At 65.2% G+C, this 20,910-nt stretch carries 20 protein-coding genes; 5 read left to right on the forward strand and 15 right to left on the reverse strand.

Features of this window, described 5'->3' with window-relative positions:
* Window positions 1–20: 20 nt before the first annotated feature.
* On the reverse strand, window positions 21–962 hold the full coding sequence (locus tag L0962_RS06715; RefSeq protein ID WP_234085584.1) for a 3-carboxyethylcatechol 2,3-dioxygenase: 942 nt from the start codon (window positions 960–962) through the stop codon (window positions 21–23).
* Between the two features lie 211 nt (window positions 963–1,173).
* On the opposite strand from L0962_RS06715, the gene L0962_RS06720 reads away from it, so the two are divergent.
* On the forward strand, window positions 1,174–1,986 hold the full coding sequence (locus L0962_RS06720) for a DNA-binding transcriptional regulator (protein ID WP_234085585.1): 813 nt from the start codon (window positions 1,174–1,176) through the stop codon (window positions 1,984–1,986).
* A gap of 68 nt (window positions 1,987–2,054) precedes the next feature.
* Here the strand turns inward: L0962_RS06720 and L0962_RS06725 are convergent, their stop codons facing one another.
* From L0962_RS06725 to napF, 7 genes are read right to left on the reverse strand one after another with little or no spacing between them, the layout of a single operon-like run.
* Entirely contained in the window at window positions 2,055–2,714 is a 660-nt protein-coding gene (locus tag L0962_RS06725; protein WP_234085586.1) for a NapC/NirT family cytochrome c, read from the reverse strand.
* A gap of 25 nt (window positions 2,715–2,739) precedes the next feature.
* Window positions 2,740–3,201: a nitrate reductase cytochrome c-type subunit gene (locus tag L0962_RS06730; protein WP_234085587.1), complete on the reverse strand. Its 462-nt coding sequence runs from the start codon at window positions 3,199–3,201 to the stop codon at window positions 2,740–2,742.
* Entirely contained in the window at window positions 3,198–4,055 is an 858-nt protein-coding gene (napH, locus tag L0962_RS06735; protein WP_234085588.1) for a quinol dehydrogenase ferredoxin subunit NapH, read from the reverse strand. The genes L0962_RS06730 and napH overlap by 4 nt, the downstream gene beginning before the upstream one ends.
* Window positions 4,052–4,915: a ferredoxin-type protein NapG gene (napG, locus tag L0962_RS06740; RefSeq protein WP_234085589.1), complete on the reverse strand. Its 864-nt coding sequence runs from the start codon at window positions 4,913–4,915 to the stop codon at window positions 4,052–4,054. The genes napH and napG overlap by 4 nt, the downstream gene beginning before the upstream one ends.
* A 29-nt stretch (window positions 4,916–4,944) precedes the next feature.
* Window positions 4,945–7,515, reverse strand: a complete 2,571-nt coding sequence (gene napA, locus L0962_RS06745; protein ID WP_234085590.1) for a nitrate reductase catalytic subunit NapA — start codon at window positions 7,513–7,515, stop codon at window positions 4,945–4,947.
* A 2-nt stretch (window positions 7,516–7,517) separates the two neighbouring features.
* Window positions 7,518–7,778 (reverse strand): chaperone NapD, encoded by a 261-nt coding sequence (locus L0962_RS06750; protein WP_234085591.1) that lies wholly within the window; start codon window positions 7,776–7,778, stop codon window positions 7,518–7,520.
* On the reverse strand, window positions 7,775–8,296 hold the full coding sequence (gene napF, locus L0962_RS06755; protein ID WP_234085592.1) for a ferredoxin-type protein NapF: 522 nt from the start codon (window positions 8,294–8,296) through the stop codon (window positions 7,775–7,777). The genes L0962_RS06750 and napF overlap by 4 nt, the downstream gene beginning before the upstream one ends.
* 219 nt (window positions 8,297–8,515) lie before the next feature.
* Between napF and L0962_RS06760 the strand changes: the two genes are divergently transcribed.
* From L0962_RS06760 to L0962_RS06770, 3 genes are all read left to right on the forward strand, one after another.
* Entirely contained in the window at window positions 8,516–10,381 is a 1,866-nt protein-coding gene (locus L0962_RS06760) for a histidine kinase (protein WP_234085593.1), read from the forward strand.
* On the forward strand, window positions 10,378–11,022 hold the full coding sequence (gene narL / locus L0962_RS06765; protein ID WP_234085594.1) for a two-component system response regulator NarL: 645 nt from the start codon (window positions 10,378–10,380) through the stop codon (window positions 11,020–11,022). The genes L0962_RS06760 and narL overlap by 4 nt, the downstream gene beginning before the upstream one ends.
* A gap of 79 nt (window positions 11,023–11,101) precedes the next feature.
* Window positions 11,102–11,800 carry a hypothetical protein gene (locus tag L0962_RS06770; RefSeq protein WP_234085595.1) on the forward strand — a complete coding sequence of 233 codons (699 nt, stop codon included), beginning with the start codon at window positions 11,102–11,104 and terminating at the stop codon, window positions 11,798–11,800.
* Between the two features lie 58 nt (window positions 11,801–11,858).
* Here L0962_RS06770 and L0962_RS06775 read toward each other — a convergent pair whose 3' ends face one another.
* The 4 genes from L0962_RS06775 to clpB form a co-directional block, all read right to left on the reverse strand.
* On the reverse strand, window positions 11,859–12,278 hold the full coding sequence (locus L0962_RS06775; RefSeq protein ID WP_234085596.1) for a DUF4395 family protein: 420 nt from the start codon (window positions 12,276–12,278) through the stop codon (window positions 11,859–11,861).
* 72 nt (window positions 12,279–12,350) lie between these two features.
* The gene (locus tag L0962_RS06780) at window positions 12,351–13,040 is read right to left on the reverse strand and encodes an MgtC/SapB family protein (protein WP_234085597.1); all 690 of its coding nucleotides are present in this window, start codon (window positions 13,038–13,040) and stop codon (window positions 12,351–12,353) included.
* 110 nt (window positions 13,041–13,150) lie between these two features.
* Window positions 13,151–13,933 carry a DUF1684 domain-containing protein gene (locus L0962_RS06785; protein ID WP_234085598.1) on the reverse strand — a complete coding sequence of 261 codons (783 nt, stop codon included), beginning with the start codon at window positions 13,931–13,933 and terminating at the stop codon, window positions 13,151–13,153.
* Complete coding sequence (clpB, locus tag L0962_RS06790) at window positions 13,923–16,502, reverse strand: ATP-dependent chaperone ClpB (RefSeq protein ID WP_234085599.1); 2,580 nt, start codon at window positions 16,500–16,502, stop codon at window positions 13,923–13,925. Before clpB ends, L0962_RS06785 begins: the two co-directional genes overlap by 11 nt.
* Before the next feature lie 169 nt (window positions 16,503–16,671).
* Between clpB and L0962_RS06795 the strand changes: the two genes are divergently transcribed.
* Entirely contained in the window at window positions 16,672–18,300 is a 1,629-nt protein-coding gene (locus L0962_RS06795; RefSeq protein WP_301332251.1) for a methyl-accepting chemotaxis protein, read from the forward strand.
* A gap of 73 nt (window positions 18,301–18,373) precedes the next feature.
* Here L0962_RS06795 and moaE read toward each other — a convergent pair whose 3' ends face one another.
* From moaE to L0962_RS06810, 3 genes are all read right to left on the reverse strand, one after another.
* Window positions 18,374–18,826 (reverse strand): molybdopterin synthase catalytic subunit MoaE, encoded by a 453-nt coding sequence (moaE, locus tag L0962_RS06800; RefSeq protein WP_234085600.1) that lies wholly within the window; start codon window positions 18,824–18,826, stop codon window positions 18,374–18,376.
* Between the two features lie 13 nt (window positions 18,827–18,839).
* Window positions 18,840–20,414, reverse strand: coding sequence for a peptide chain release factor 3 (locus tag L0962_RS06805; RefSeq protein ID WP_234085601.1), 1,575 nt, complete (start codon window positions 20,412–20,414; stop codon window positions 18,840–18,842).
* 70 nt (window positions 20,415–20,484) lie between these two features.
* Window positions 20,485–20,910: a DUF411 domain-containing protein gene (locus tag L0962_RS06810; RefSeq protein WP_234086219.1), complete on the reverse strand. Its 426-nt coding sequence runs from the start codon at window positions 20,908–20,910 to the stop codon at window positions 20,485–20,487.

Raw genomic sequence — 20,910 nt, forward strand, 5'->3', positions numbered from 1 at the left:
AACTCCTCAATCTGTCGTGTTTAGCGGCCGTCGGCGCTGAGTACGCCGTAACCGGCAATCCATTCGTTGATCGGACGGTAGTAATCGCGCCGTGCCGTGTAGCCGTCACCGGCCGCCCGCAGGGCGGCGAAGGCGGCGACCCAGGTGCGGATTTCGTGCGTCGAGCGCCCGGCCGCCTTGGAGATTTCCTCGATGTCGAACTGGTCGACCTCTTCCAGACGGGCGTCGATCAACTGCTGCATGAAGGCTGCGTCCCAGGCCGGATTGAGCGGCGTCAGGCCGCATTCCGGCGTACCGAACACCTGGCCGGTGGCAATCGTCCGCGCCTGGCGGGCCGCACGGAATTCCGGCGTCGGATTGCGGCCGGCGATCAGGAAGTTGGCGATCTCGTCCGGCGCGCCCTTCAACAGCGGCACGGGCGGTTCGTGCGACAGGCCGCCGGTACCGAGGATCAGCACGCGCTTGCCGAGGCCGGCGATGAAGCTGCCGACGGCTTCGCCGAGCTTGCGCACCCGGCGGTAGGGGCCGAAGGGCGGCGCCACCGAATTGATGATGATGGGAATCACCGGGTAGCGGGTCAGGCTGCCGGTCATTTCCTCCAGCGTCTGCGTGCAGCCGTGGTCGACCTGCAGACGATGGGAAATGGCGATATCGACGTCGCTGGCCAGGATGTGCCTGGCCATGTCCAGCGCCAGATCCTTGTCCACCGACAGCGGCCCGGCCAGGCTGGTGTAGTCGCCGACGCCCTCGGCCGCCGTGGCGATCACGAAGGGCGGCATCAGGTCGTAGAACAGGCCGTTGTAGTGGTCCGGCGCGAACAACACAATCAGTTCCGGATCGAAGGCTTCGACCTCGGCACGCGAACGGGCGATCACCGCGTCCACCTCGGCCACCACATCGGCACCGGGATCGTTCAGGCCGCGTAGCGGCGTGTGCGACAGGCACTTCAGTTTGATGCTCATAGAAACTCCTCAAGCTGTCTTTGAACGGGCAAGCCCGCTGCTGCAAAAAGGACGAAGCCGAGAAGGAGTTGTCCCCTCCGGATTGGGTCTCCACGCCTCGTTTTTCTTGTGTGAGGCGATTCTAGGGAGGGGGCGGCACAGGTCGAAATTTATTTGCCAGTTGTGCACAATATGCACAATACTGTTTACATTGAACTTTCAAGGAGTCGCCATGCGACCGTCCCGCGGCGCCAGTTACACCCATGTGCAAGGTCTGAGCCGCGGCCTGGCTTTGTTGCACGCGCTCAACCGCGCGCCCAAGGGTTGGGCGCGGATCGCCGAACTGAGCGCCGAAACCGGCCTGCACCGGACCACCGTCCGCCGCCTGCTGGAAACACTGCAGGATGAAGGCTACGTGCGGCGTTCGGCGTCCGACGACAGCTATCGACTGAACCACAAGATCCGCCAGTTGAGCGATGGCTTTACCGACGACGAATGGATCTCGGAAATCGCCAATCCGGTGCTCGGCGAACTGCTGAAGAAACTGGTCTGGCCGTCCGATCTGTGCACGCTGGACGGCGACTGCATGCTGGTGCGCGAAACGACCCACCGTTTCAGCCCGCTGTCCTTCCACCGGGCGATGATCCGCCAGCGCATGCCGATCCTGTTCACCAGCGCCGGCCGCGCCTGGCTGGCCTTTTGTCCGGACGAGGAAAGGCAGCAGGTGCTCAACCTGATCCGCCAGGGCAACGATGAGCAGGCGGCATTCGCCCGCAACGAGAAGCTGATCGACAGCCTGATCGACAAGGTGCGCGCCCAGGGCTACGCCAGCAACGACGGCGAATGGCGCAGCCAGGAAAGAATTTCCGCACTGGCCGTACCGATCTTCAACCAGGACAAGGCGATCGCCGCGGTCAACGTGGTTTTCCTGCGCAAAGCCCTGGGCGTCGGCGAGGCCGCCCGGCAATTCGTCCCCGAACTGCAGGCGGCGGCCGAGAGGATACGGCAGACGCTGGCCGTCTGGGGAACGGCGCCGGCCGCCTGAGCGCCCATGAAAAAAGGCGCGCCGGCCAGGGGGAAGCCGGACGCGCCGAAAGGTCTGGAACGCGGGTACTAGTCTTTCTTGTCGGCTGCCGTCGGGGGATGGAAGATTTGCGGCGGCGCGCCTTCTTCGTTGATTGCACCGATCGACTGGTTCACCTCCGGCAGCTTGTGGGCGATGCCCTTGTGGCAGTCGATGCAGGTCTGCCCCTTGTCGAAGGCCGCCTGGTGGGTGGCCGAGGCGCGGCGGCCCTGGATGCCGTAGTCGAAGTATTCGAAGTTGTGGCAGTTGCGGCATTCGCGCGAATCGGTGCGCTTCATCCGTTCCCATTCGTGCTCGGCCAGCGTTAGGCGCTTGGCGTTGAATTTCTCGGGCGTGTCGATCGAGCCGAGGATCTTGTGCAGCACCTCGTTCGACGCCTGGATCTTGCGGATCATCTTCGGCACCCATTCCTTGGGCACGTGGCAGTCCGGGCAGGTGGCACGCACACCGGAACGGTTCGAGTAGTGGATGGTGTTCTGGTACTCCATGTACACGTTGTCCTTCATCTCGTGGCAGGAGATGCAGAAGGCTTCGCGGTTGGTCAGTTCGAGCACGGTGTTGAAACCGCCCCAGAAGATCACGCCGGCGGCGAACAGGCCGAGCGCGGAGACGATGCCGATACCCTTGAGCCAGGCCCAGGCGCGTGCGGTCAACCCGCGCTTGCCGGCGTTTTTGTTGTCGTTTTCCATGATTTTTCTCCGTTGACCGCAGGAATCAGCGCATGCCCTGCGCCGGTTTGAACTGATTGCCGACCAGCGGCTTGGCGTCGACCTGCGGTACGTGGCATTGCTGGCAGAAATAGCGGCGCGGCGAGATGTTCGACAGTTCCTGGCCGTCGCGCGTCTTGAAGTGGGTCAGCGAGACCTTGGTCGCACCGGTTTCCTTGTAGCGGTTCCAGGCGTGGCAATCCATGCACTTGTTGTATTTCATGGTCACCGTGTAGCCATCGACCTTGTGCGGGATCAGCGGCGGCTGCTGCACGTAGTTGCGTTCGATCGGCGTGCTGTCCTTCATGTTCTTGAAGGGATCGGCCGCTTCGGTTTCCGGCGCCTGGATGGCGGCGCCGCGCAGCGACTGCAGTCCGCCGTCGGCCGCCCGGACGGGCGACGCAAGCAGGCAGAGGACGGTAAGCGCCGCGCCCAGGGCGGCAGGGAACAGGCGGCTCGGGTTTTTCATGAATCGCTCCTTTGATCGAACCGATGAGTAAAACGGAAGACATCCTTGTCGCAGACATCGATGCAGCGGCCGCAGGCCGTGCAGTCGCGATCAAGGATCAGCGGACTGTCCTGCCCCGCCCGCTTGAGTGCCGGGCGGATGACCTGCGGCTCGGGGCAGACGGCAAAACAATCCAGACAATCGTCGCAGCGGCCGCGGGCGGCCGCGCTGACGCGCACCAGCGACGCCTGGCCGAGCAGCCCGTAGAAGGCGCCCATCGGGCACAGGTGGCCGCACCAGCCGCGGCTGGCGACCAGCAAATCGTAGGCAAAGAGGGCCAGCACCACGGCAAGGCTGCCGGACAGGCCGAAAATCAGGCTGCGCTGCACGATGCTGACCGGATTGACCCATTCCCAGACCAGCGTGCCGGACAGCGCGGCGGCGAGCAGCGAACCGGCCAGCACCCAGTAACGCGTCGCGGCAGCCGGCGCGCGGCCGGATTTCAGGCCAAGCCGGCGGCGCAGCCAGGCGGCGGCATCGGTCAGCGGGTTGACCGGGCAGACCCAGGCGCAATACAAGCGGCCACCGAACGCGGCATAGAAGGCGACGACGATGGCCGCACCGAGCAGCGCCGAGGCACCGGGCAGGAAACCGGCGGCCAGGCTCTGCAGGAAAAGATAGGGATCGGTCAGCGGCAGCACGCCCAGGGTCAGCGACGAGGCCAGGTTGCCCTTGGCGATCCACAGCCCGAACCACGGGCCGCTGACGAACAGCGCGAGTACGGTCAACTGGCTCAAACGGCGCAAAATCAGCCAGCGATGCGCAGCCAGCCAGCCCTTGCCGGCGCCCCGGGAGACAGACGCGGGCGCGTTCATGGCTGCCACCGCGAATTCATGCCGGACGGTGCCGACGGCGCGTCGAGCGGCGGCGCAGCGACGCGAACATCGCCGTAGGCCTTGTCTTCCAGACCGCGTACCGGCAGTTCGAGTTGCTCGCCGATCAGCGAGCCGCCATGTTTTTCCTTTTCTTCCCAGCCCTTGCGGTAATGCTCGGGCAAGGCGCCGCGGGCCAGTTTGACCGGCATCACCTTGATCGCCGCTTCGGGCAGCACGCAGGCTTTCTCGCACTTGCCGCAACCGGTGCAGTGCTCCGAATGCACGGTCGGCAGCAGCAGCGCGTGACGGTCGGAACGCGGGTTGTGCAGTTTTTCCAGCGTGATCGCCTTGTCGATCACCGGGCAGACGCGATAGCAGACATCGCAGCGCAGGCCGAGGAAGTTCAGGCAGCTTTCGTGATCGGAGAGCACGGCAAGCCCCATTTCGGCCTGCTGGATGTCGGTCAGCTTCGGGTTCAGCGCGCCGGTCGGGCAGGCCTTGACGCAGGGAATGTCGTCGCACATCTCGCACGGCACGTCGCGCGCCGTGAAGAACGGCGTACCGGGCGCCACGCCGTCACCTTGCGGCGCCAGCTTCAGCGTGTCGTAGGGGCAGTCGCGCACGCACAAGCCGCAGCGTACGCAGGCCGACAGGAACGCCGCCTCGCCCAGTGCGCCGGGCGGGCGCAGCGCCAGCGCCGGATTGGCCGAGGCCGGCCGCACCGCCAGCCACGACGCGGCGGTCAGCAAGACGCCGCCGCCGGCCGCCGCGGCGATGCCGTTGAGGAACTTCCGGCGCGCCGCCGAAGCAGGCGACGCACCGGCGGTTTCCGGCGGCTGGGCGGTGGGTTTCCGGGCCATTGCGGTCGACGTCCGTATTTACCGGAAAATCAGGCGCGGGCGACCTTGACGGCGCACTTCTTGAAGTCCGTTTCCTTGGAAATCGGACAAGTGGCGTCGAGTGTCAGCTTGTTGACCAGCTTGCCTTCGTCGAAGAAGGGAATGAACACCAGGCCGATTGGCGGCTTGTTGCGCCCCTTGGTCTCGACACGCAACTGGATCTCGCCGCGCCGTGAATTGACCTTGACCTTCATGCCGCGCTGGATGCCGCGCTTGCGGGCGTCTTCCGGATGCATGTAGATCAGCGCTTCCGGGACTGCGCGGTGCAGTTCCGGCACCCGCCGGGTCATCGAGCCGGTATGCCAGTGTTCGAGCACGCGACCGGTGCACAACCACAGGTCGAACTCGGCGTCGGGCTTTTCCGGCGGGTCCTGGTAGGGCAGCGCGAAGATCACCGCCTTCTTGTCCTTGTGGCCGTAGAAGGCGAAGTCCTCGCCGGCCTTGACGTAGGGATCGTAGCCTTCGCGGAAGCGCCACAGCGTTTCCTTGCCGTCGACCACCGGCCAGCGCAGGCCGCGCGCCTTGTGATAGGTATCGAACGGCGCCAGGTCGTGGCCGTGGCCGCGGCCGAACATCGCGTATTCCTCGAACAGGCCCTTGTGCAGGTAGAAGCCGAGTTCCTTCGATTCGTCGTTGGTGTAGCCCTTGATCGCGTGGCCGTTGGCCTTCTCCAGGTCGGCCAGCGGGAACTTGTTCACCTGGCCGTTCTTGTAGAGCACGTCGAACAGCGTCTTGCCCTTGAGCTCCGGCTTCTTGGCGATCAGCTCGGCCGGCCAGACCTCCTCGACCTTGAAGCGCTTGGAGAATTCGATGTACTGCCACAGGTCGGACTTGGCCTCGCCCGGCGCCGCCACCTGCTGGCGCCAGAACTGGGTGCGCCGCTCGGCGTTGCCGAAGGCGCCCTCCTTCTCGGTCCACATCGCCGACGGCAGCACCAGGTCGGCGGCCATCGCCGAGACCGTCGGGTAGGCATCCGACACCACTACGAAGGCCGCCGGATTGCGCCAGCCGGGATAGATTTCCTCGTTGACGTTGGGACCGGCCTGCATGTTGTTGGTCGTCGTCGTCCAGTAGACCTTGAGCTTGCCGTCCTTCAGCGCCCGGCTCTGGGCCACGGCGTGGAAACCGATCTTGCCGCTCAGCGTACCTTCCGGCAGCTTCCAGATTTCCTCGGTGTGCTTGCGATGCTCGGCATTGGTCACCACCATGTCGGCCGGCAGGCGATGGGCGAAGGTGCCCACCTCGCGCGCCGTACCGCAGGCCGACGGCTGGCCGGTCAGCGAGAACGGACCGCTGCCCGGCGTCGAAATCTTGCCGGTCAGCAGGTGCACGTTGTAGATCATGTTGTTCACCCAGGTGCCGCGGGTGTGCTGGTTGAAGCCCATGGTCCAGAAGGAGACGATCTTCTTCTTCGGATCGGCGTACAGCTCGGCCAGCTTCTTCAGCCGCTCGGCCGGCACGCCGGACAGCTTGGCGGTCTTTTCCAGCGTGTATTCGGAAACGAACTTCTTGAAATCCTCGAAGGCGATCGGCTTGGCGGCACCGGTGTCGCCCTTCGGCTTGCCGTCGGTGCCGGGATAGCCGTTCGACTTGGCATCCTTTTCCAGCGCGTGGTTCGGGCGCAGGCCGAAGCCGATGTCGGTTTCGCCCATCTTGAAATTGACGTGTTTCTTGACGAAGTCCTGGTTGACCTTGCCGCTCTGGATGATGTGGTTGCAGATGTAGTTGAGGATCGCCAGGTCGGTTTGCGGCACGAAGATCATGCCGTTGTCGGCCAGTTCGAAACTGCGATGCTCGAAGGTGGACAGCACGTGCACCTGGGCGTCGGTATGGGTCAGCCGGCGGTCGGTGATGCGCGACCACAGGATCGGGTGCATTTCCGCCATGTTCGAACCCCACAGCACGAAGGCGTCGGCGTTCTCGATGTCGTCGTAGCAGCCCATCGGCTCGTCGATGCCGAAGGTACGCATGAAACCGGCGACGGCCGAGGCCATGCAGTGGCGGGCGTTGGGGTCGAGGTTGTTGGAGCGGAAACCGGCCTTCCACAGCTTGCTGGCGGCGTAGCCCTCGAAGATGGTCCATTGGCCGGAGCCGAACATGCCGATCGACGAGGTCATTTCGGTGACTGGCTTGCCGGCGTTGGCCTTCATGTCGGCGGCCAGCGCTTCCTTCCACTTCACTTCCATGATGTCGAAGGCCTGCTTCCAGGAAATCGGCTGGAATTCGCCGTCCTTGTCGTACTTGCCGTTCTTCATGCGCAGCAGCGGCTTGGTCAGGCGGTCGGCGCCGTACTGGATCTTCGACAGGAAGTAGCCCTTGATGCAGTTCAGGCCGCGGTTGACCGGCGCATCCGGATCGCCCTGGGTGGCGACGATGCGACCGTTCTGGACGCCGACCAGCACCGAGCAGCCGGTGCCGCAAAAGCGGCAGGCCGCCTTGTCCCAGCGGATGTCGGTGCTGCTGCCGCCCTTCGCCGCCTCAGCGGCGAACGGGATACCGGCGGTTGCGGCGGCGGCGGCCACCGCCTGGGTCTTCAGGAAATCACGGCGATTCATGGTCATGGTCAAACCTCCTCGAGTTCTAGTGCTTCAAGCGCTTCGTCGCAGTATTCGTAAGCCAGCGTCACCGACATCAGGTGCGGCGCACGATGGACCTGGATGATCGAATCGGACACGGCGTAGCCGTCACCGTCCTCGATCAGCACCAGCATCCGGCCGTCGCCGTGGTCGTGGGCGACACTGGTGCCGGGCACCGCCTCGACGGCGGCGCGGATTTCGGCGGCATGCGCCGGCGGAAACTTCAGGACGAGACTGACGATCTTCATGACGCGACTCCGGAAGAAACGGCCGCCGCCGGATCGGCGACGATACGGATGGCCCGCGTCGGGCAATCGGCCAGACAGGCGCCGCAGCCGTTGCAGGCGGCGGCGTCGAGCAACGGTCGAGCAACGCCGCCGAGACGCGGGGGAAAATGGATGGCATCGACCGGACAGCGTTCGCCGCAGGTCCGGCAGACGACGCCGCGACTGGCCAGGCAGTCGTCGCCGAAACCGGCGACGCGCCGCCACGGCGGATCGATCGCGGCGCTCAGCGCACCGCTGGGACAGGCCGCGCGGCAGGCGCCGCAGAAGGTGCAACCGTCCGGCGCATGGCCGGGCGTGAAATCGGTTTGCGGATAACCGCCGTCGCCGCGGACCAGCAAGCCCGTCGGGCAGGCAGCGACACAGTCGCTGCAGCGCGTACAGGCGGCGGTGAAGTCCGCTTCCGGAACGGCCCAGGGCGGCCGCAGGCTGCTGCGGTCGACGCGGGAAAATCCGAAAAAAGCACGACGGGAAGGATTCACGACGAAACTCGAAATACACTTGATGCAGCGCATCCTAGCCAGCCCGAGGGCAGGAAAACAGGCCCGCCGCCAGCCCATCACTCTACGGTTCTACCTCCAAATAGGTAGAGAGACATCGACAATAAATCCATTAAAATCAGTCCCATGCAAAAACATTCGCCCATCCGGGACAACACCGCCGGCTACGCCGAACGGTCGGCCGGCTAATCCGGAATACCCGTGAAAATACGGACCGCCGATACCCTCCTGCAGACGCTGCGCAACTCGCTGCTGGTCCAGCTCGGGCTGGCGGTCGGGCTGCTTGCCACGCTGTCCTTCCTGTCCATCGTCATTTCGGCCGTCGTGGCCGAGAACATCAGCGGCAAGGCCAACGCCATCAACATCGCCGGCTCGTTGCGGATGATGAGCTTCCGCATGCTCAGCGAAACGGCACAGCCGGAAAAACGCCCGCAGGTGGCCGACAGTGCTGCCCAATTCGAACGGCGCCTGCTCGGCCTGGACCATTTCCTGGCCACCAAATCGGCGGGCGACACGGCATCGCAACGCGCGGTGTCGCAGATCGTCGACCGCTGGAGCGCCTACATCCGGCCGCTGCTGCTGGCCGCGGCGACCGGCGAAGTCGACGCCTTCGCCCAGGCGGCGCGCGACATCCCGGTCTTCGTCGGCCAGATCGATCAACTGGTGCTGGCCATCGAGGAAGACCTGGAAAACAAGGTGCGCTGGCTGCGCATCACCCAACTCGTGCTGCTGGCGGTGATCATCGCCGTGTGCCTGCTGACCAGCTGGATTCTTCGCCAGCGCCTGGCACAGCCGCTGGCGCACCTGCTCAAGGCGGCCAACACGGTGGCCGGCGGTTCGTTCTCGACGCGCGTCAGCCATGTCTCCGACGATGAACTGGGACGTCTCGGCCAGGCCTTCAACACGATGGTCGGGGAAATCGCCAACATGTACGCCCACCTGGCGGACAAGGTCGACGAGAAGACCCGCGAACTGACCCGCTCCAACCAGTCGCTCGAACTGCTGTACCGGACCAGCCAGCGACTGTCGGCCAGCGACCTGACGCTGGACCAGATCGAGGCGGTGCTGCGCGATATCGAACAGGCGCTGGAGCTCGGCCACAGCATGATCTGCATCAGCGAACACGGCCAGTTGCCGGCCCAGCCGGTGATCGGGGACCTCGACGAAGCCGAGCGCCGGGCCTGGTGCGGTCAACACGACTGCGCGACCTGTTTTGCCCATGCCGGCCGCGATCTTGCCGAGCAGCACGGCGACATGCTGATCCTGCCGATCGGCGACAGCATGCCGCTGCAGGGCACGCTGCCGATCCGTCTGCGCGGCGACGCGCCGTTGCCGCGCGAAAAGCTGCGGCTGATCGAAACGGTCGGCCACCATGTCTCGAACGCCCTGGCCAACATGCGGCGGGCCGAGGAAAAACACCGGCTGGCGGTGCTCGAGGAACGCTCGGCGATCGCCCGCGAACTGCACGACTCGATCGCCCAGTCGCTGTCCTATCTGAAAATCCAGGTCACCCGGCTGGAGAAAACCATCGAGAGCGGCGGCGATGCGCGCACCATCACCGACGAACTGAAACGCGGCCTGAACGCGGCCTACCGCGAACTGCGCGAACTGATCACCACCTTCCGGCTGCGCATCGACGAGCGCGGTTTTGCCGTCGCGCTGCAGGAAACCGTCGTCGAGTTCTCGGCCAAGCTGGGCTTTCCGGTCGGCCTGAACAATCCGCTGGCCGGCATCGCGCTGTCGGCCAACGAGGAGATGCACGTCATCCGCATCGTCCGCGAGGCGCTGTCGAACATCGAACGCCACGCCGACGCGAGCTCGGCCGAGGTCGATATCGAGATCGGTCCGGAACGTCGGGTCCGCGTGCGCGTGCGCGACGACGGCCGCGGCTTCGACCCGGCCGACACGCCGGCCAACCATTTCGGCACCAGCATCATGCGCGACCGCGCGCAACTGCTCGGCGGCCGGCTCGACATCGCCAGCCGGCCGGGCGCCGGCACCGTCATCGAACTCCAGTTCCTGCCGCTGCAATACCGGCAGACCGCTCCCGAAAGAAACCCCGCATGACCGACCCGACCCGCGTCCTCGTCATCGACGATCACCCGCTGTTCCGCCGCGGCGTCTGCCAGTTGCTCGAACTGGCGCCCGGCTTCTGCATCGTCGGCGAAGCCGCCGGCGGCCAGGAAGGCATCGCCCGCGCCCACGAACTGGACCCCGACCTGATCCTGCTCGACCTCAACATGAAGGGCATGAACGGGCTGGAAACATTGCGCGTGCTGCGCGATCTGGAGATCGACGCACGCATCATCATCCTGACCGTCTCCAACGCGCCCGACGACCTGATCGCCGCCATCCGCGCCGGCGCCGACGGCTACGTGCTGAAGGACAACGATCCGGACGACATCCTGCAGTTGATCGACAGCGCGATGCACGGCCGCACCGCGATCAGCCCGGAACTGACCAGCCTGCTGGCCAGCGCGCTGCGCCAGGAAACGGTGATCGAAAATCGCCACCAGGCCAGTCTGACCGAGCGCGAAACGACGATTCTCAAATGCCTGGCCGCCGGCATGTCGAACAAGCTGATCGCCCGCGAACTGGACATCATGGAAAGCACGGTCAAGGTGCACATCCGCAACCTGCTGAAGAAACTCAAGTTCCGCTCGCGGGTCGAAGCCGCCGTCTGGGCCGTCGCCAACCATCTCGCCTGAACGGCGCCGTCATCGAACGGTAACGAAGCGGTCATAGCATGCCGCTTTTCCGCGTTCGCCACCATCAAGCCGCCCATCCATGTTGCGCACCGCCACCCGACTGCTGCCCCTGTTGCTCGCTTCCCTCGCCTTCGACGCGCTGGCCGCCCGGCCGATGGCGACCGACGACGCACGCCTGACCACCGCCGGCAGCTGCCAGTTGGAAAGCTGGGGCAAGTTCGCGCCCGGCCTGCGCGAATACTGGGTGGCACCGGCCTGCAATCCGTTCGGCAATCTCGAACTGACGCTGGCCGCCAACCGCATCCGCCAGGACGAGCAAGCGACCTCGCACGACACCCAGTTCCAGTTCAAGACGCTGTTCCGCGAACTGGATGGCGACGGCTGGGGCTGGGGCATGGCGCTCGGCACGCTGCGCCACCCGACCGGTGCGCCGGACGACCGCGGCTACCATTACGCCTACCTGCCGCTGTCCGTGGCGCTGGCCGAGCAGCGCGTCGTGCTGCACCTCAATCTCGGCTGGCAGCGCGACAAGCACGGCCGCCAGTTGACGACGACCTGGGGCGCCGGCAGCGAGATCAAGCTGCACGAACGCCTGCTGGCCATCGCCGAGGTCTACGGCGACGATCGGCAATCGGCCGCCTGGCAGGTCGGCGCGCGTTTCGCCATCGTCCCGGAACGTTTCCAGATCGATGCAACGCTGGGCCGGCACGTCGACCAGCCGTGGGCGAACCACTGGTTCTCGCTCGGTCTGCGCCTGACGCCGGACCAGTTTTTCTGAAAAAAAGGCGGTTGACCGCAGGCTTGCGGTCAACCACCCCGACCGAGGTTTTTCCGGCTCAGGCCTGGCGCAGCTTGTACCAGGCGCCGTAGGCCCAGCAGGCGGCGCAGAAACCGGTGGCCAGGTCGATGAAGGCGAAGATCAGGATGGCGTAGGCCGGCACCGCACCGATGCCGGAGCCGAGCAGCCAGGTCACGAACATCGCCGTGCCGGCGATGCCGGCGATCTTGTCGGCAAACATCTTGGAGCCGGCATTCTGCGACCGGACCAGCCCGAAGCGCTGCATCGCGCCGGCAAAAGCCTTGTAGGAGAGGCATTTGTGCGGCGACACGAAGCCGCGCAGCAGACCGCCCACCGCCAGCAGCAGCGACACCCACTGGTAGGGCGTATACAGATAGATCGCAGCGATGGTGAAGCTCATCGCCGCCTGCAGGCGATAGGCATTGGCACAGACCGGGGGAATGTCGAAACGCAGCATCGGGGAAACTCCGAAAGAATTAACAATTTCTAATATTCTAACAAAATTTCCCGGTGCCCTCACCGGCCGGCATCAATCCCCGGTCGGCGAGATGCGGAAGGCACGCACCTCGGCATGGCCGCGCAAGGCTTCGGCGTAGCGCGAAATATTGGCCGGATCGATCGTGCGCAGGATCATCTTGTAGTCGAACCAGGCGCCGTCGTCGGACAGCCGGTAGCTCATGTTGGCGATGGTGAAGCCGGCATCGGTGACGAAACGGCGCAGCTCGGCCTCCGGCATCGGCGCCGCGCGGTCGAAGCGGATCGAGTGATGGGCGTAGAAATGCGACGGCAGCCGGGCCTCGATCCAGCGGAACAGCGACAGCGTGCCGATGGTCAGCACGGTGCCGACCGCCGCCGGAAAATAGAAACCGACGCCGATCAGCACGCCGATCGCCGCGGTGATCCAGATCGACGCCGCGGTAGTCAGCCCGCGCACGCTGAGCCCTTCCTTGAAGATCACGCCGGCACCGAGAAAGCCGATGCCGGTCATGATGCCCTGCGCCATCCGCGTCGGATCGGTGCGCACGGTATCCATCGGCACGCCGGGCAGCCATTTCCACTGGTACAGCGTGACCAGCATCAACAGACTGGACGCCAGACAGACCAGCGCATGCGTCCGGAAACCGGCCGGTCGCCCGTGGTAGCTGCGTTCCAGGCCGATGACGCCGCCGGCGACCAGGGCGCCGAGCAAGTGGATGCTGATGGTTTCGAGATCGTCCATGGCGCACTCCTTTTCGGGCAGGAAACGTTGAAACGGTATATACGGTTTAAAAACCATATATACCGTTTTATGCCGGGAATGCAAGCGGCGATGGCCGCCGGTTCAAACGATCAGTGAGCGCCCTGCCATTTCCGCTCACCGGCCGGCACCGCGAAGGGCAGCCAGTTCTCCGGCGGCGGCAGCGGACAGGTGGCGAACGGCGTGAACGCGCAGGGCGGGTTGAAAGCGCGGTTGAAATCGAGGCGGATACGGCCGTCGACCGCCGGTTTCGCCTTCAGGAAACGGCCGGCACCATAGGTCTCGCGGCCGCTCGTGCGGTCGCGGAAGACGAAGAAGACCTCGCGCTCGCCGACCGCCATCGGCAAAAGTTCGACCTTTTGCCCGTCGACCGCAAACACCGCCTTGAAGGCAACCGTCACCGGCTTCAGTTCGCCGGTGACGTTGGGCACCTCCATGCTCACCGGCGGCGCCAGCGGCAACCACTCGGCGTCGACGACCCAGGCCGGATCTTCGGGAAAATGCTCGATGCCGGCGAACGGCTGGCGCATCGCCCAGGCGCGGTCGCGCACGCGGGCGGCGAAACGGCCGTCACGGTCGACGATGAAAAACGACAGATTTTCGTGGTCGACCGTAGACGGCTGGCCGTCGCGGTCGGTCGCCAGCGGCCTCGCCTCGCCGCCGGCCGGCTGCCAGAAGACCTCGCCGTCGCGGCACAGCAGGTCGCCGAGATGCGCCGGCCCGGACGGCAGGCGGACGACGCAATTGTCGCCGCTGCCGACCTTGCTGATTGCATCCTCCAGCCAGAACAGGCCGACCAGGCCGAGCCAGCTGTCCGGCCCGGCCAGTTCGGCGTGGCGGGCCTGCCGCCACTGATCGAGGGTCTTACTTGGCAAAACGCAGCACTCCGTTCTCGGCACTGACCCGAATCGTGTCCTTGGCGGCGAACTTGCCTTCGAGGATGGACTTGGCCAGCGGATTCTCGATCTGCTGCTGGATCGCCCGCTTGAGCGGCCGCGCCCCGAACACCGGATCGAAGCCGGCCTGGGCGATTTCGCTCAGCGCCGAATCCTCGACGACAATGCCCATTTCCAGTTGCGCCAGCCGCTTTTCCAGATAGCCGAGCTGAATCCTGGCGATGCCGGCGATGTTCTTCTCGTCGAGCGCGTGGAAGACCACCACCTCGTCGATGCGGTTGATGAATTCCGGGCGGAAATAGGTTTTCACCTCGCCCATCACCGCCAGCTTGATCAACTGGTAATCGTCGCCCTGCATCTGCTGGATCATCTGGCTGCCGAGGTTCGACGTCATGACAATCACCGTATTCTTGAAGTCGACCGTGCGACCCTGGCCGTCGGTCATGCGGCCGTCGTCGAGCACCTGCAGCAGCACGTTGAAGACGTCCGGGTGCGCCTTCTCGACCTCGTCGAGCAGGATCACGCTGTACGGCTTCCTGCGCACCGCCTCGGTCAGGTAGCCGCCTTCCTCGTAGCCGACGTAACCCGGCGGCGCGCCAATCAGGCGGGCGACCGAGTGCTTCTCCATGAACTCGCTCATGTCGATGCGGATCAGGTGTTCCTCGCTATCGAACATGAACTCGGCCAGCGCCTTGCACAGTTCGGTCTTGCCGACGCCGGTCGGGCCGAGGAAGAGGAATGAGCCGTAGGGCTTGTTCGGGTCGGCGAGGCCGGCACGCGAACGGCGGATGGCGTCGGCAACCAGCGTCACCGCTTCGTTCTGGCCGACGACGCGCTGGTGCAGCTTGTCTTCCATGTGCAGCAGCTTGTCGCGCTCGCCCTGCATCATCTTGCTGACCGGGATGCCGGTGGCGCGGCTGACCACCTCGGCGATTTCCTCGGCGCCGACCTGGGTGCGCAACAGCTGGTTTTTCGGCTTTTCAGCCCCGTCGACCGCATCCGCTGCCTTCAGCTGGGCTTCCAGTTGCGGCAGCTTGCCGTACTGCAGCTCGGCCACCTTGTCGAGCTTGCCTTCGCGCTGGAAGCGGGCGATATCGGCCTTCAGATGGTCGATTTCCTCCTTGATCTGCGCCGAACCGAGCACGGCCGACTTCTCGGCCTTCCAGATTTCCTCGAGATCGGAATATTCCTTGGTCAACCGGGCGATTTCGTCCTCGATCAGCGCCAGACGCTTCTGCGAGGCTTCGTCCTTTTCCTTCTTGACCGCCTCGCGCTCGATCTTCAACTGAATGATGCGGCGGTCGAGCTTGTCCATGACTTCCGGCTTGGAGTCGATTTCCATCTTGATGCGGGCGGCGGCCTCGTCGATCAGGTCGATGGCCTTGTCCGGCAGGAAGCGGTCGGTGATGTAGCGGTGCGACAGTTCGGCGGCGGCGACGATGGCCGGGTCGGTGATGTCCACGCCGTGGTGCAGCTCGTACTTCTCCTGCAGGCCGCGCAGGATGGCGATGGTCGATTCGACGCTCGGCTCGTCGACCAGCACCTTCTGGAAGCGGCGTTCGAGCGCGGCGTCCTTCTCGATGTACTTGCGGTATTCGTCCAGCGTCGTCGCGCCGATGCAGTGCAGTTCGCCACGCGCCAGGGCGGGCTTCAACATGTTGCCGGCGTCGATGGCGCCTTCGGCCTTGCCGGCGCCGACCATGGTGTGGATTTCGTCGATGAACAGGATGATGCGGCCTTCGTCCTGCGCCACTTCCTTGAGCACCGCCTTCAGGCGCTCCTCGAACTCGCCGCGGTACTTGGCACCAGCCAGCAGGCCGGCCATGTCGAGGACCAGCACCTTCTTGCCCTTCAGCGTCTCCGGCACCTCGCCATTGACGATGCGCTGCGCCAGGCCTTCGACGATGGCCGTCTTGCCGACACCCGGCTCGCCGATCAGTACCGGGTTGTTCTTGGTGCGCCGTTGCAGGATCTGGATGGCGCGGCGGATTTCGTCGTCGCGGCCGATCACCGGGTCAAGCTTGCCCATGGCGGCGCGCTCGGTCAGGTCGATGCAGAACTTCTTCAGCGACTCGCGCTGGCCCTCGGCTTCCTGCGAATCGACATTCTGGCCGCCGCGCACGGCCATGATCGCCGCTTCCAGCGCCTTTTTCTGCAGGCCGTGCTGCCTGGCGATGCGACCACATTCACCTTTGTCGTCACAGAGGACGAGCAGGAACATTTCGCTGGCGATGAACTGGTCGCCACGCTTCTGCGCTTCCTTGTCGGTGAGATTCAACAGATTGCCGAGATCGCGGCCGACCTGCACGTCGCCGCCGTGGCCTTCGACCTTGGGCAGGCGGGTCAGCGCCCCTTCGATGTCGCGCTTGAGGGCCGGCACATTGACGCCGGCACGCGCCAGCAGCGAAGCGGTGCCGCCATCGTCCTGGCCGAGCAACGCCAGCAACAGGTGCTGTGGCTCGATGAATTGCTGGTCGTTGCCGTTGGCCAGACTCTGGGCGTCGCCCAGGGCCTGCTGGAATTTGGTGGTCAGTTTGTCGAGTCGCATGGTGTTCTCCAATCGCGCTGAATGCCGAATGTTTCAGAAATGAGGGTCGACCCGGAATTTTCAAGACGCACCCTGGCGAATACGCGTATATCCCTATTGCTCCGCGGGAATTTGCGGGTAAGCTACGCCCACCAAAAAAACCATATTCGCAATGCAAGGGGAAGCTCTCATGACGGGAATGAGCCTGCGCGGCAAGTTGACCGCGATGACATTGACCACCATCGGTGCCTTGATCGTATTGTTCGTCGTTCTGCTGATCGACGGCAAGAACAGCATGATGGAAGACCGCAAGAACAAGGTGCGCAACCTGGTCGAGGTCGCCGAAGCCACGGTCGCCCACTTCGAGGCCATGGCCAAGGCCGGCAAGATCGGCGAGGACGAAGCCAAGCAACTGGCCGCCGAAGCCCTGCGCGACATGCGCTACGACAAGGTCGAATATTTCTGGATCAACGACCTGAGCGACACCATGGTCATGCATCCGATCAAGCCCGAACTGCAGGGCCAGAAGCTCGACAAGATCAAGGACAAGAACGGCAAGCTGCTGTTCCTTGAGTTCAACCGCACGGTCAACGAAAGTGGTTCCGGCTTCGTCGACTATCTATGGCCGAAACCGGGGGCCGAGGAAGGCGTGCCGAAGATTTCCTACGTCACCGGCTTCAAGCCCTGGGGCTGGGTGATCGGTTCCGGCATCTACATCGACGACGTCGAGGCCAGGTTCCGCCACAATGCCCTGTGGCTGCTTGCCTGGGGCATCGGCCTGGGCGGTTTCATCGCCGTGTCGCTGTCGCTGCTGTCGCGCAACATCATCCGCACGCTGGGCGGCGACCCGGCCGTCGCCTCGGCGATCACCCGGCGCATCGCCGCCGGCGACCTGTCGACGCCGGTCGAATGCGCCGCCGACGACAAGGGCAGCCTGCTCGTCGACATCCGCAGCATGCAGGACACGCTGCGCACGATGATCGCCACCATCACCGGCAATGCCGAACAGGTGGCGAGCGCCGCCGAACAACTGCTGACCGCCTCCGAGGAAGTGGCCAGCCGGGCTCGCCAGCAGAGCGATGCCGCGTCGTCGATGGCCGCCTCGGTCGAGGAAATGGCAGTCAGCATCGACCAGGTCAAGGAAAACGCCGGCGAGGCGCACGGCATCTCCCGCGAATCCGGTACCTTGTCCGAGGAAGGCGCGGCGGTCATCCACAGCGCGGCCACCGAGATGCGCAAGATTTCCGAAGCGGTGCAGGCCTCGTCCGGCATCATCGAGGACCTCGGCAAGCAGTCCGACCAGATCACCTCCATCGTCAATACCATCCGCGACATCGCCGACCAGACCAACCTGCTGGCGCTGAATGCCGCCATCGAGGCGGCTCGCGCCGGCGAACAGGGCCGGGGCTTCGCGGTGGTGGCCGACGAAGTGCGCAAACTGGCCGAGCGGACCAGCCTGTCGACCACCGAGATCGCCGACATGGTCGGCAAGATCCAGAACGGTACCCGCAGCGCCGTGACCAGCATGCAGGCCGGCGTCGTCCAGGTCGGCAACGGTGTCGAGCTGGCCAACCAGGCCGGCGACTCGATCAACCGCATCCGCGACGGCGCGCTGCGCGTCACGCACGTGGTCAACGGCATTTCCGATTCGATCGCCGAGCAGAGCATCGCCAGCAACGACATCGCGCAGAAGCTGGAGACCATCGCCCAGATGTCCGAGGAAAGCGCCATCGCCGTGCGCCACACGGCCGACGCGGCGCGCCGGCTGCAAAGCCTGTCGCACGAACTGCACGAGGCGGTGGCCCGCTTCCGCACCTGATCGGGAAGCATCCCGGGAAAAACGAAGGGACGCCGCGGCGTCCCTTTTTCGTGGCTGCGGCCGGTCGACCGCGCTAGTCCTGCCAGCGCGCCGCGGCGCTGTCGTCGGACTCGCGGGCGTCGACCCAGCGACCGCCGTCGGCCGTCGCTTCCTTCTTCCAGAACGGCGCCTTCGTCTTCAGGTAGTCCATGATGAACTCGCAGGCGGCGAAGGCCTCGCCGCGGTGCGCCGAGCTCACCGCGACCAGCACGATCTGGTCGCACGGCGCGAGCGGACCGACGCGGTGGATGACCAGCGCGTCGAAGATGTCCCAGCGCCCTTGCGCGTCGGCGACGATGGCCTCGAGCGCTTTCTCGGTCATGCCCGGGTAGTGTTCCAGCGTCATGCCGGACACGCTGGCGCCGTCGTTGATGTCGCGCACCAGGCCGACGAAGCTGGCCAGCGCGCCGATGCGCGGGTCGTTGGCGCGCAGTGCGGTCAACTCGGCACCGACGTCGAAATCCGCTGTCTGCACGCGCACGCTCATCGCCGGGCCTCCGTCACGCCACTTCGCGCGCTTCGAGGAAGCGCAGGTTCGGGTACTTTTCCTGGACCATGTTCAGGTAAACGTTGTTCGGCGCCAGATAGACCGGATCGTCCGCGCCGTCGAGCGCGACGTTGGCGCTGTAGCGGTCGGACAACTGGCGCAGTTCGCCGGCATCGCCGGTGATCCAGCGCGCCGTCGCGCAGTTGTAGTGCTCGAAGATCACCTGCACGCCGTATTCATGTTCCAGACGGTGCGCCACCACGTCGAACTGCAGCGAACCGACCGCGCCGAGGATCATGTCCGAACCGGACACCGGCCGGAACAGCTGCGTCGCGCCCTCTTCCGCCAGCTGCTGCAAGCCCTTCTGCAACTGCTTGATCTTCAGCGGATTGGCGATGCGCGCCAGCTTGAAGATTTCCGGCGCAAACGACGGGATGCCGGTGAAACGCAGGTCCTCGCCTTCGGTGAAGGTTTCGCCGAGACGGATCGTGCCGTGGTTGGGGATGCCGATGATGTCGCCCGACCAGGCCTCGTCGGCGGTCGACCGGTCGCGCGCCATGAAGGTAATGGCGTTGTTGATCGCCAGCGTCTTGCCGGTGGCCACCTGCCTGACCTTCATGCCGCGGTCGAAGCGGCCCGAGCAGACGCGCAGGAAGGCGATGCGGTCGCGGTGCTTGGGGTCCATGTTGGCCTGGATCTTGAACACGAAACCGGAAAACTTCGGCTCGAACGCGTCGACCGTACGACTCACCGCCGGCCGCGCCTTGGGCGCCGGCGACAGGTCGACGACGGCGTCGAGCAGGCTCTGCACGCCGAAGTTGTTGACCGCCGAACCGAAGAACACAGGGCACTGCTTGCCGGACAGATAGGCCTCGGCATCGAAGGCGTGCGACGCGCCGCGCACCAGTTCGATGTCGCTGCGCAGTTCGTCGGCCTGGGCGCCGATCAGTTCGTCGAGGCGCGGGTTGTCCAGGCCCTGGATCATTTCCGCCGTGCCCTTCTCGGCCTGCGGGTCGAAGAAGGCGACGGTGTCGTCGTACAGGTGATAGACGCCGCGGAAACGCTTGCCCATGCCGATCGGCCAGGTCATCGGCGCGCACTGGATGCCGAGCACCGACTCGATTTCGTCGAGCAGGTCGATCGGCTCCTTGCCTTCGCGGTCGAGCTTGTTGATGAAGGTCAGGATCGGCGTGTCGCGCATGCGGCAGACGTTGAGCAGCTTGATCGTCTGCGCTTCGACGCCGTTGACCGAGTCGATGACCATGGTCGCCGAATCGACGGCAGTCAGCGTACGGTAGGTGTCTTCCGAGAAATCCTCGTGGCCCGGCGTGTCGAGCAGGTTGATCATGCACTCGCGGTAGGGGAACTGCATCACCGACGAGGTCACCGAGATGCCGCGCTGCTTTTCCAGTTCCATCCAGTCCGACGTGGCGTGGCGCGAGGCCTTGCGGGCGCGGACTTCGCCGGCCACCTGAATGGCGCCGCCGAACCACAGCAGCTTTTCGGTCAGCGTCGTTTTACCGGCGTCGGGGTGGGAAATGATCGCAAAGGTGCGACGGCGGGAGATTTCTTCGTCGAGCTGGCTCACGGCGGGAAAATGGAAAGCGGGGAAAGGGCGCGATTATACCCGCAGCCCCCGCCCGCCCCCCTCGCCTCGCTCAGCGATTCGACGCAAAAACCGTGGCCCGGCCGTCGCGCCGGACCAGCAGCACGTCGTAAGGATCGCGCCGGCCGCGGTAGGCCGGCCCGTCCATGCCCGGCGAACCGACCGGCATGCCGGGCACGGCCAGGCCGATGGCCGCCGGCCGTTCGGCCAGCAGGCGATGGATGTCGCTCGCCGGCACATGGCCTTCCAGCAGGTAGCCGTCGATCTGTGCGGTATGGCACGACGCGTAGCGCGCCGGCATGCCGAGCCGGCGCCGGGCACCGTCGAGGTCATCGACCTCGTGCACGCGCACCGCGAAACCCGAGGCCTCGAGATGCGCCACCCAGTCCTTGCAACAACCGCAGTACGGACTTTTCCAGACCTCGACGAGCGCGCGCCGCGGCGCCGCGGCCAGCTGCCCGGCCAGACCGCCGGCCAG

It is taken from the genome of Azonexus sp. R2A61, assembly GCF_021401135.1.
Lineage (GTDB): Bacteria > Pseudomonadota > Gammaproteobacteria > Burkholderiales > Rhodocyclaceae > Azonexus.

Bases quoted from the DNA above. Each gene is read 5' to 3' on its own strand.
- L0962_RS06715 (WP_234085584.1), bottom strand. From the start codon at position 962: ATGAGCATCAAACTGAAGTGCCTGTCGCACACGCCGCTACGCGGCCTG.
- L0962_RS06720 (WP_234085585.1), top strand. From the start codon at position 1,174: ATGCGACCGTCCCGCGGCGCCAGTTACACCCATGTGCAAGGTCTGAGC.
- L0962_RS06725 (WP_234085586.1), bottom strand. From the start codon at position 2,714: ATGGAAAACGACAACAAAAACGCCGGCAAGCGCGGGTTGACCGCACGC.
- L0962_RS06730 (WP_234085587.1), bottom strand. From the start codon at position 3,201: ATGAAAAACCCGAGCCGCCTGTTCCCTGCCGCCCTGGGCGCGGCGCTT.
- napH (WP_234085588.1), bottom strand. From the start codon at position 4,055: ATGAACGCGCCCGCGTCTGTCTCCCGGGGCGCCGGCAAGGGCTGGCTG.
- napG (WP_234085589.1), bottom strand. From the start codon at position 4,915: ATGGCCCGGAAACCCACCGCCCAGCCGCCGGAAACCGCCGGTGCGTCG.
- napA (WP_234085590.1), bottom strand. From the start codon at position 7,515: ATGACCATGAATCGCCGTGATTTCCTGAAGACCCAGGCGGTGGCCGCC.
- L0962_RS06750 (WP_234085591.1), bottom strand. From the start codon at position 7,778: ATGAAGATCGTCAGTCTCGTCCTGAAGTTTCCGCCGGCGCATGCCGCC.
- narL (WP_234085594.1), top strand. From the start codon at position 10,378: ATGACCGACCCGACCCGCGTCCTCGTCATCGACGATCACCCGCTGTTC.
- L0962_RS06770 (WP_234085595.1), top strand. From the start codon at position 11,102: ATGTTGCGCACCGCCACCCGACTGCTGCCCCTGTTGCTCGCTTCCCTC.
- L0962_RS06775 (WP_234085596.1), bottom strand. From the start codon at position 12,278: ATGCTGCGTTTCGACATTCCCCCGGTCTGTGCCAATGCCTATCGCCTG.
- L0962_RS06780 (WP_234085597.1), bottom strand. From the start codon at position 13,040: ATGGACGATCTCGAAACCATCAGCATCCACTTGCTCGGCGCCCTGGTC.
- clpB (WP_234085599.1), bottom strand. From the start codon at position 16,502: ATGCGACTCGACAAACTGACCACCAAATTCCAGCAGGCCCTGGGCGAC.
- L0962_RS06795 (WP_301332251.1), top strand. From the start codon at position 16,672: ATGACGGGAATGAGCCTGCGCGGCAAGTTGACCGCGATGACATTGACC.
- moaE (WP_234085600.1), bottom strand. From the start codon at position 18,826: ATGAGCGTGCGCGTGCAGACAGCGGATTTCGACGTCGGTGCCGAGTTG.